This window comes from Paenibacillus sp. CFBP 13594 (genome assembly GCF_014842675.1).
Classification (GTDB): Bacteria; Bacillota; Bacilli; order Paenibacillales; family Paenibacillaceae; genus Paenibacillus; species Paenibacillus amylolyticus_B.
Genome location: NZ_JACYVQ010000046.1, coordinates 1 through 268 on the forward strand (window position 1 = coordinate 1; position 268 = coordinate 268).

Sequence of the window (268 nt, forward strand, 5' to 3'; positions counted from 1 at the left end):
TCTCCCCGCTCCGCCTGCTGATACAGCACTTCCATGTCTTCCAGCAGGATTCGCCAGGACACCCCGTCCACGACTAGGTGATGAATCGCCAGCAACAGATGGTCTCCGTCCTCGGCTTCAAACCACCCGACCTGTACCAGCTTGCCCTCTTCCAGGTTACATGCCTGCTGCACACGGGTAGCCGCCTCATAGACCTGACGCTCCGGTTCATCCCAGCCCCGTGTATCAAATCGGTGCAGGGTATACATCCGCTCTCCAGTTTGAACCG

1 protein-coding gene is annotated in these 268 nt (G+C 58.6%); it reads right to left on the reverse strand.

Annotation, left to right across the window (positions count from 1 at the left end):
- On the reverse strand, positions 1–268 hold a 268-nt coding region (locus IFU39_RS33650), incomplete at both ends, for a condensation domain-containing protein (protein ID WP_192136487.1).